7 protein-coding genes are annotated in these 9,399 nt (G+C 59.0%); 6 read left to right on the forward strand and 1 reads right to left on the reverse strand.

The window, feature by feature from the left end; all coding sequences use genetic code 11:
- Positions 1-474: TylF/MycF/NovP-related O-methyltransferase (locus tag EN780_RS19835; protein ID WP_189556619.1), on the forward strand; the 474-nt coding region annotated here is incomplete at its 5' end.
- Positions 447-3,167 carry a class I SAM-dependent methyltransferase gene (locus EN780_RS19840; protein WP_128275073.1) on the forward strand — a complete coding sequence of 907 codons (2,721 nt, stop codon included), beginning with the start codon at positions 447-449 and terminating at the stop codon, positions 3,165-3,167. The genes EN780_RS19835 and EN780_RS19840, both read left to right, overlap by 28 nt.
- Before the next feature lie 114 nt (positions 3,168-3,281).
- Here EN780_RS19840 and EN780_RS19845 read toward each other — a convergent pair whose 3' ends face one another.
- Positions 3,282-3,608: a hypothetical protein gene (locus tag EN780_RS19845; protein ID WP_127391635.1), complete on the reverse strand. Its 327-nt coding sequence runs from the start codon at positions 3,606-3,608 to the stop codon at positions 3,282-3,284.
- 814 nt (positions 3,609-4,422) lie between these two features.
- Here EN780_RS19845 and EN780_RS19855 point away from each other — a divergent pair.
- From EN780_RS19855 to EN780_RS19870, 4 genes are all read left to right on the forward strand, one after another.
- Positions 4,423-5,757 (forward strand): sulfotransferase domain-containing protein, encoded by a 1,335-nt coding sequence (locus EN780_RS19855; RefSeq protein WP_128275074.1) that lies wholly within the window; start codon positions 4,423-4,425, stop codon positions 5,755-5,757.
- A 358-nt stretch (positions 5,758-6,115) separates the two neighbouring features.
- Complete coding sequence (locus EN780_RS19860) at positions 6,116-8,104, forward strand: nucleoside-diphosphate sugar epimerase/dehydratase (RefSeq protein WP_187331202.1); 1,989 nt, start codon at positions 6,116-6,118, stop codon at positions 8,102-8,104.
- Between the two features lie 98 nt (positions 8,105-8,202).
- Entirely contained in the window at positions 8,203-9,114 is a 912-nt protein-coding gene (locus EN780_RS19865; RefSeq protein WP_245478364.1) for a glycosyltransferase family 2 protein, read from the forward strand.
- Positions 9,115-9,215: 101 nt separating this feature from the next.
- On the forward strand, positions 9,216-9,399 hold a 184-nt coding region (locus EN780_RS19870; RefSeq protein WP_145970996.1), incomplete at its 3' end, for a sugar transferase.

Raw genomic sequence — 9,399 nt, forward strand, 5'->3', positions numbered from 1 at the left:
GTACTGGCCGCCAATGAGGTAAAAGACAGGAAGGTTTATGTCGCCGACTCATTCGACGGTCTGCCGCCGCCGGACGCCGAGAATTTTCCTGCCGACCAGGGAGACAGACTACACGAATATCGCCAGTTGGCGATTGATCAGGCTCAGGTTGAATCCAACTTTGCTGCCTATGACCTTTTGGACGATCAGGTGATCTTCGTCAAAGGCTTGTTCGGGGATACCTTGCCTGACTTGAAAGCCGGTCCATTCGCCCTCATCCGGCTGGACGGCGATATGTATGAGTCGACGATGGACAGCCTTGAAGCGCTTTATCCAAGGCTGTCGCCCGGCGGCTTTGCGATCATCGACGATCTTGCGCATCTGCCATGCCTGCAGGCGGTCGAGGATTACCGCGCACGTAACCGCATCAAAGCTAAGATACACGAGATAGACTGGACCGGCGGTTGGTGGCAAAAGCCGATTGCCCACAGCTGACCCATGGAATCGCGATGAAACCGAATCACGTGTCCATCGTTGTTGTCGCTTACAACATCGCCCGAGAACTGCCCCGGACCCTGCTTTCGCTGGCAACGCCCTATCAGCAAGGCGTGACGACGGACGACTACGAGATCATTGTCGTCGACAACGGATCATCACCAGCCGTTCGCGGGAGTCTGGTCGCGGAATATGGGCCGAATTTTCGCCTGCTGCGCATCGATGACGCATCACCCTCGCCTGTGGCTGCCGTCAACCGCGGGATACAGGAGGCCAAAGGCGACAAGATCGGGGTGATGATCGACGGCGCGCGGATCGTGACGCCCGGTTTGGTGCATTTCGCGCGCATCGGCCTGGACATGGCACCGATGGCAGTAGTGGCTGCGCCTGGCTGGTATCTTGGAAGCGATATCCAAGCCAATGCGCCTGCGAATGGTTATACAAAGGCCATCGAGGATTCGCTTTTGCAATCCATCCTATGGCCGGAAGATGGGTATCGGTTGTTCGAGATCGGGACGATGGATGAGTCGTCGGTCGATCCGTGGTTCTCACCGATACACGAAGCGAATGTCCTCTTCATGAGCCGGGAGGGTTGGCAGGCGATCGACGGCATGGACGAGCGCTTCAGCTGTCCGGGCGGCGGCCTGGTCAACCTCGACACGCTCGAACGTGCGATGAAGCTGTCGCAAGCACAGCTCATCCTCACTCTGGGAGAGGCTACATTTCACCAACTGCATGGCGGGGTGTCCACCAACGCAAGCGTCGAGCGGCAGCGCAAGAACTGGATCGTCTGGAAGGCTGAAAGGGATGCATTGAGGGGGACAGGCGAGTTTACTTTTCACACCCCCTCGGCATTCGTGGGCTCGCTGCCTTCATCGCTTCTGCCGCACCTTGCCCGGGCGACAATTGCAAACCCATTCAGGGTCGCTCCAGCCACCGCCGCGGGCTTTAGGGCGCAGTTGAAGCCCCCAGAAGAACGCGTGCCGACGAACCGGACAGCGGCGACGCTGGTTGAGTTGGCCAAGGGTCAGTTTCAGTCGGGGCATTACCAGACGGCGGCAGACATCCTTCGCATGGCAAGCACGCATGCACCAGCCGAGCTTGCGGCGTCGCGACTTCTTTCTTCTGCCGGCATTCTTGCCCGACACAATCCAGTTCGAAACGCCGCCTATTTTACTGGGATCGGTGATGCGTACTTTGCCATCGGCGACAACGAAACGGCAGAAGTCCAATACCGCAAAGCATTAGACCTCAACCCTGATACTGTGGGGGCCCATGTCGGCCTGGCCAACACACGGATGTCCGGGCCTTTCTACTACGACTGGCTGGAGCGTCTTTACTCGGAGCTAGAACCCGCGGTCGTGGTGGAGATAGGCGTCTGTGACGGCGTATCGCTCTCCAAGATCAAGGCTCCGGCTCTTGCAATCGGGATCGATCCCAATCCACGCGCCACGGTAGCACTCAGCACAGAAACGCACATTTTTCCTGAGACGAGTGACGCCTTTTTTGATCGCGGCGGAGCGGATGTCTTGCTAGCCGGCCGCCCGGTGGGTGTAGGGTTCATTGACGGTCTTCACACTTTCGACCAGGCATTGCGCGATTTTGCGAACCTCGAACACTACTGCGACATGGGCTCGGTTTTGCTCGTGCACGACACTGTTCCCCTGGACGACACGACGCAAAAGGTTCCGCCGACAACGCAATTCCACACCGGCGATGTCTGGAAAATGGTTCCGGCACTCAAGGCGCTTCGCACTGATCTCGACGTGTTTACCATTGCAACGCCTTGGACTGGGCTCACCGTCGTATCCGGCTTTGGCAAGCGTAGATACGATCCTTCGTGGATTGTCCAAGCGGAAGAACGCTTTGCAAACATGGAATTTACCGAGATCGCGGCAAATCTTGGGGAAGCGCTTTGCCTGGTTGCAAACGAATGGGAGCCGGTTTTTGCGCGGCTCAGGACCAACCTCGTTGATAAGGGGAGGAGACAGCCACAATCAGAGCAACTGGCGGTGGCAAAGTCCGACGCCAAGGAGGCTACGATGGGCGGGTTCTTGCATCAGTACTTTTTGAACAACAACGGCAAAGAGATCTACAAATGGCTGCACTATTTCGAGGTTTATGAACGTCACTTCGAAAGGTTCAGAGATCGAAGGCCGGTCGTCGTTGAAGTCGGCGTCTACAAGGGAGGATCGCTTGAGATGTGGCGAGCCTATTTCGGCGAGGGCGCGCGAATTATTGGAATCGATATCGATCCTGCATGCAAGGCGCACGAGTCGCAAGGGGTGGAGGTCTTCGTTGGAAGCCAGGATGACACTCAACTCCTCGATCGGATCGTCGAGAAGTATGGTCCCATCGACATCGTCATCGATGACGGCAGTCACATGATGGACCATGTCATCGCGACATTTGAGCATCTCTACCATCATGTGCAGCCGAACGGCGTTTACTTCGTCGAGGACACGCATACGAGCTATTGGGAGGACTATGGCGGCGGGCTCCGCAAGCCGGGGTCGTTCATGGAATTTGCCAAGGGAAAGCTCGACGAAATCAACGCTCATCACGCTCGTGGCGCGTTGCCGGCGAACGCCTTCACCCATGCAACAGACTCAATCTGTGTCTATGACAGTATTGTCGTCTTTGAAAAGCGGCCGCAGGGCAAACGTCAGTCTCTCATGACAGGACAGGGGTAGATCGAGTTCCGGCCATGCTGGTGTTCCCTCGGTTCTCACACCGCCAAGCCAATTTATCGGTTCTGGCTTCGGGTTTTCGAGAGTCACTTCCCGAGAGCGCGAGGTTAGGACTTCTCATACCGCCGCCGAAGCCGCCCGTCCTCTGCCGATCGCCCAGATGAAGCCGACGATTCGCGCGCGACCAATTTCAATCTCTCCTGCGAGCCCAAAGAAGGATCTTTCGGTTGAGGTCACAAAAGTTGCAAGGACTGAAACTTCTTTGTCAATTGCGCGCAGCATGGTTTGGCTGCTTTCAGCAGCGGCAGCGTGCGAATTGGATTCACCGAGCGCGATCTGGCGACTCTTGGCAATTTCAAGTTCGATCGAGCCGACCTGCTCGCCCAGTTTCGTCAAAGAGGCGGCATTGCCCCCTAGAATTTCGGTATTTGATTGCAACATCATCAGAAGCGCCGTTGGTTCTGGCGAATCTGCCGTCCATGCAGCTCCTTTACGATGTGAAACCATCTCCGGCGCGAATGCGAGAGACCAATCTCTAGGAGGCGCTCGCGGGCCGTGCGGGCAGTTGCGGGCGTTGTTTGAAGCGAATGAGATCAACCGCGTTGTAGATGAGGCTTAGTTGATCTTCCGGTATCCCCCTCGAAGGCACTTAAGCCTACACGCTTCGCCTAAAGTACCTTTGCTCCGCAGCGGTTCCAAACGTGGCGGGACCTATTGAACTGGAAATTCAACTCGACCACGCCGCCCGAGCGAGAAAAATGGCCGCCGTCGAAAGCTATTCCCCGCTCGCCGATGAGGCCCATCGGACACTCGATCGGGACCCGCAATGTCTCGACAGAGAACGCCTCATTGCCAGCATTTTGATTGGGAGGGCTTATGGGGACCAGAATGGGAACTGATTGGACAATGCACAGCCCATTGCCAGGCGCCTGAAGTTGGAAGGTACTCGCGTCTTGCGCGCGGGACGATCAAGCCGGAAGTGGCGCCTTAACCACACGCACATCTAAAAAACCTCTGGCGATGCCCCCGACTCCGCGCTATGCGATAGGGGGCGGCGGGATTGAAGATTTGGCACTCTAACAGGTGGCCGGTGACGGATGAAGTCGATCTGGCGCCACTAGCGTACTTCGCGCCTGGAGTTCAGTACTATCCATGACCTCATACGTAGAAGTCGTGTCTGGACTTCGGCCGAATATGCGGCTCCTAATTGTCATCGTGATGGCCACCCTGACGCTTGGCGTGGGCGAGCATTGACGACTTGAGCAACTACCCATCATCCGGAAATTTGCACGATGCGACGCCGCAGGCCGCCGAAGCGGCGCCGAAAGCAGCGAAGCGTACCTGCATCATGGTGATCGGCATGCATCGATCGGGCACCAGCGCCCTGACTAGGGCGATTAGCCTGCTTGGTGCTGAGCTGCCGAAGACCATGCTTGGCGCCAATCCAACCAACGAAGAAGGCCACTGGGAGCCGCAACGGCTGATGGAGCTTAATGATCGGATGCTGGCCGAGCTCGGCAGCCGGTGGGATGATTGGAGATCCCTTGATCCCAACGTTCTTATTCCGGGGCGCCTGCAATTCTACCAGGCCGAGATCGCTCAGCTGATTGACGAAGAGTATGGCAGTGCCTCGCTCTTCGTACTCAAGGAGCCGCGAATATCTCGTTTCGTGCCGCTGTACATGGGTGTCATGAAGCAAATGCGTATCGACGTTCGCTATGTGCTGATCGGGCGCAACCCCTTGGCGGTGATCGCGTCTCTGGCCAAGCGTGACGAATTCACGGTCGGTTTCAGTTCCCTTCTTTGGCTGCGCCATGCGTTGGAGGCCGAGCACGCGACGCGGGGCCAGCCGCGGATTTTCCTATCCTATGAAGGCATGTTTGATCAGTGGCGCGAGGGGATCGACGGGATCACAAGCACCCTGAAGATCGACTGGCCTCTGCCCAAGGCGGAGTGGTCGGCAGCCCTTTCCAATCATTTTGCGGATAAGCATCAGCACCATGCTGCGAGCCGAGGTCAGTTAGAAGCTGACCCGAGGATCGATGATTGGATCAAGCAAGTTTACGGCGCAGTGAAGGTACTTGAGGAAGACCAGGCCGATGCCGCGGCGATGTCGCGACTTGATGCGGTGCGTGGCGCCTTCGACAGCCTCAATCCGGTTTTCGGAGCAGCGTTCTTTGCCGAGATATCCGCTCGCGAAAAGGCGGCCGCCGAACGGCTGGCGCAGCAGCGATGCGCTGCCGACGAACAGGTGGCTGAGTTGGAGAGGAACCGCGCCGAAGCGGCTGCAAGAGGGGCGCAACTGACGGAGCAATTGAATGACCTCCAGCGTCTGGCCGAAGAGCAGAAGGCGGATGCCGCGGCCCGTGAAGCTGATCTGAGGGCAAACGCCAAAGCCCGCGAGGCTGATTTGATGGCAAAGGCCGACAGTGAAGCGCTTCGGGCCAACGATGCGGAAAGCCAGCTTGAAAGTGTGGCCGAACAGTTGAAGGCGGCTCAAAAAGAAACGATCCAGATAAAAAACAGCCATTCGTGGAGGGTGATGTACCCGGTCAGGTATCTAAAGTCGCTACTAAGATCTGACGCCGGATAGACGGGCGACAGTGCGTAAGAGCCGGTCGTGACAAAGAAACATCCTTGGCATGTAAACAGGTGCGGATCTGAGATTGACGAGCTATCTCTCCGGCAATGTTGGGTCGCGCATAGGATTCGATCCAACTCCAATCTAAAGCGCCTCGGCCTCGGCGCGCGCCTCCCGCCGGATCGCCTAGATTGACAGGTAACCACGTGCATTTCCAAAAAAATCTGGCGAAGCCCCCAACTCCGCGCTATGCGATAGAAGGCGGCGGGTTGAAGATTTGGCACTTTGATAGGTGGCCGGTGTCGGATGACAATCGATCTGGCGCCACTTTAGCGTTACTATCTTCGCGCCTGGAGTTCAGTACTACCCAATGACCTCATACGTAGAAGCCGTGTCCGGACTTCGGCCGAAGATACGGCGCGCTATCATCATGCTTCAGGACATCGTCATGGTCCTGATCGCGGTGGCGCTCAGCCTGGTTTTGTCGCGGTCTGGTCTGTCGTTCGGGGCGCTGTCGCCCACGGGCCTGGCGTGCTGGGCAAGCATCGTCGTTCTAAGCCATCTCCTGTTCAGGTATTGCGGGCTCTACAACACAGTGTGGCGGTTTGCCTCGACGCCCGATTTCTTCAACATCCTGAAGAGCTGCGCGACTTTGACTGTCCTGCTCTATCTCGCCTCGCTGACGTTTCGTACCTTCCAGCCGGTGATCGGCCTCAACGAGCGCCAGTTCATTGTCTTTTTCCTCGTCTCCTTCACCATCATCTCTGCTCCCCGGCTCTACTACCGGTTCCTCCGTGACGGAGCGAGCTGGGCGATATTGAGCCGCGGCTCGAACAATCCGCTGGTCAAGCAGGCGCTGTTCGTCGGCAGGCTGGGCGAGGCTGACGTCCTCATCAGGTTCACGCGCACCGCGAACCCGGCGGAATATTCCATCGCCGGCATCATGGCGATCGGCACCGAAGCGCCTTTGGGCACGCGCATCCAGGGTGTTCCCGTGGTGGCCGTGCGCCCCAGTCTGGTCGAGGTCCTGGAGGAATACGCCAAAGGCACGCAGAATCTCGACATGCTGATTTTCGGCAACGGCGCCGAAAGCGAGATCGAGGAATACGCCGAACTGGTTCGCGTCGCCCGCCACAGCGGCATATCCGTCGTGCGGTTCTCGGGCGTCTCCGAGCTCGGGCAGGGCGGCAAGCTGGTGCTCGACGCCGTCGAGATGGAAACGATCATGCGTCGTTCGGCGGTTGCCACCGACGTCGGACGCATCAGCAGCTTCGTCAGCGGCAAGCGGGTGCTGGTGACGGGCGGCGCCGGCTCCATCGGCCGCATCCTCGTCAAGCGTTCGCTGGAACTCGGCGCCGAGGCCGTGCTGGTCGCCGATATTTCCGAGTTCGGCATCTTCCAGCTCGATCAGCTGATCGACGAAGAGGACCATGCCCGGCTGACGAGCCGCATCATCGACGTCACCGACCGGCGGCAGATGACCCGCGTCGTCAGCGAGTTCAAGCCTTCCATCATCTTCCACGCGGCGGCGCTCAAGCATGTGCCGCTGCTCGAGGAGAACTGGGAAGCGGCGATTCAGACCAATATTTTCGGCACGCTTGCCTGCGCCGAAGTCGCGGCCAAATGCGGGGTTCCGCAGTTCCTGCTGATCTCGAGCGACAAGGCGGTCGATCCGAGCTCGGTGCTCGGCATCACCAAAAGGGCGGCCGAGCAGATCGTCAGCTCGCTCCACGAAATGCAGGCGGCCGGGCAGGGCGGGCGCCGGCCCGGCACCAAGTTCATTGCCGTGCGCTTCGGCAATGTGTTTGGCTCCACTGGCTCGGTCGCCACCATCTTCCAGGCGCAGATCGAGGCAGGCGGCCCCGTCACCATCACGGATCGGCGCATGACCCGCTATTTCATGACGGTTGCCGAGGCCGTCGACCTCGTCATCATGTCTGCCGCCGATGCCGAACAGCGTCCGGGCAAGGACGACTATGCCATCTATATGCTGGACATGGGCAAGCCGGTGCCGATACTCGAGGTGGCCGAAACCATGATCCGTATGGCCGGCAAGAGCCCCTACACTGACATTCCGATCCGCTTTACCGGAATCAGGCCCGGCGAGAAGCTGCACGAGACCCTTCAGGGCGAGAACGAAGAGATCGTCACGCTCGACATCGCCAAGATTTTCGGCCTGAGGACCGACGTCGTGGAATGGCCGAGAATCCAGGCCGCGTTGACGTCGCTGCAGGCGGCGATTCGGGACCAGGACAAGGCGGCCGCCCTTGCCGTGCTGGCGGAACTGTATCAGGCGGAAAAGCCCGTTGCTGGCGCGCGACTGGAAGCACTGCCGAAAATAGTTGGACAAACTCGTTAGACCTGTCCTGCGCGGCAATGATTGGCTATTGAAACCGATCCGATAGCCATTTGTGCAGCCTAGGTGATTCTAGACCCGTGACCAGACAAGATCAGCGTGTGGCCGTGCTGCTGGGCGCGAAGGACGGTGCGGCCTTCATTGAGGAGCAGTTGCAGTCCCTGCTCGCCCAGTCGCATCCGCTCGTCGACCTGTGGGTTTCCGACGATGGATCCACCGATGGCACGCAAGCCCTCGTCGAGGCTTGGCGGCCTCGCTGGACTAAGGGCTCCCTGACCCTGGTGAAGGGGCCCCAAAAGGGCTTCGCCGCCAATTTCCGCTCAATGATCGTCGATCCACGCATCGACGCCGACTACTACGCCTTTTGCGATCAGGATGACATCTGGGAGCCTGACCGGCTGGAGAGCGCGCTGCGCTGGATGCGATCGCTCGACGCGGAAACCCCTCTTCTGTTCTGCTCGAGAACCGCGACGATCTCAGAAACCGGGAGTGCTGCAGGCTATTCGCCGCTGTTCCGGCGCCCGCCATCATTTCGCAACGCCCTGGTGCAGAGCATTGCCGGCGGCAACACGATGCTGATCAACCGCGCCGCCCGTCACCTGTTGGCCAAGGCATCGGCAAAGACGGAGTTCGTCAGTCACGACTGGTGGGCCTACTTGATCGTCACCGCCGCCGGGGGCATGGTCCGCTACGACCCGCGGCCCTTGGTGCGCTACCGCCAGCACGCGGCAAACCTGGTCGGCGCCAATGTTTCCTGGAAAGCAAGGCTCTCCAGGCTCGGGCGCCTGTTCAGAGGTGAATTCGCCAGCTGGACCGACAGCAATCTCGGTGGTCTCGCAGTCAACCGCGACATACTGACCAAGGACGCTGCGGCCTGCCTCGGCCTGTTCATAAGGGCTCGGAACGGCGGTATCTCCCGCCGCTTGCGGCTTCTGCGCAGAAGCGGCGTTTACCGACAGACACTACCGGGGACGCTTGGCCTCTATCTGGCATTTGTCTGGCGCCGGATCTAGAGCATGGCCCCAAGCGGATTCCGGTTTTTGGAAAGGGCTATGCTCAAACAAAAAGATAGAGCCCCATCCCGATTCTACCGAGATGAAACAGGCTCTAACCCATGAAAGGGCACAAGCGAGCGTTCGATCTGGTGATCGCAGCCTCGATGTTGGTGGCGACGTCGCCCGTGCTGCTTGTCGCTTTGCTGGCGGTCAAGGCGTCGTCACCCGGCCCGGCTCTGTTTTCGCAGATCAGGGTCGGGCAAGGGGGCGTGCTTTTTCGCTGCCACAAGCTGCGGACCATGT

It is taken from the genome of Mesorhizobium sp. M4B.F.Ca.ET.089.01.1.1 (assembly GCF_004022605.1).
Taxonomy (GTDB): Bacteria; Pseudomonadota; Alphaproteobacteria; order Rhizobiales; family Rhizobiaceae; genus Mesorhizobium; species Mesorhizobium abyssinicae.

Coding starts and splice junctions, on each gene's coding strand:
- EN780_RS19845 (WP_127391635.1), bottom strand. CDS start 3,608: ATGATGTTGCAATCAAATACCGAAATTCTAGGGGGCAATGCCGCCTCT.
- EN780_RS19860 (WP_187331202.1), top strand. CDS start 6,116: ATGACCTCATACGTAGAAGCCGTGTCCGGACTTCGGCCGAAGATACGG.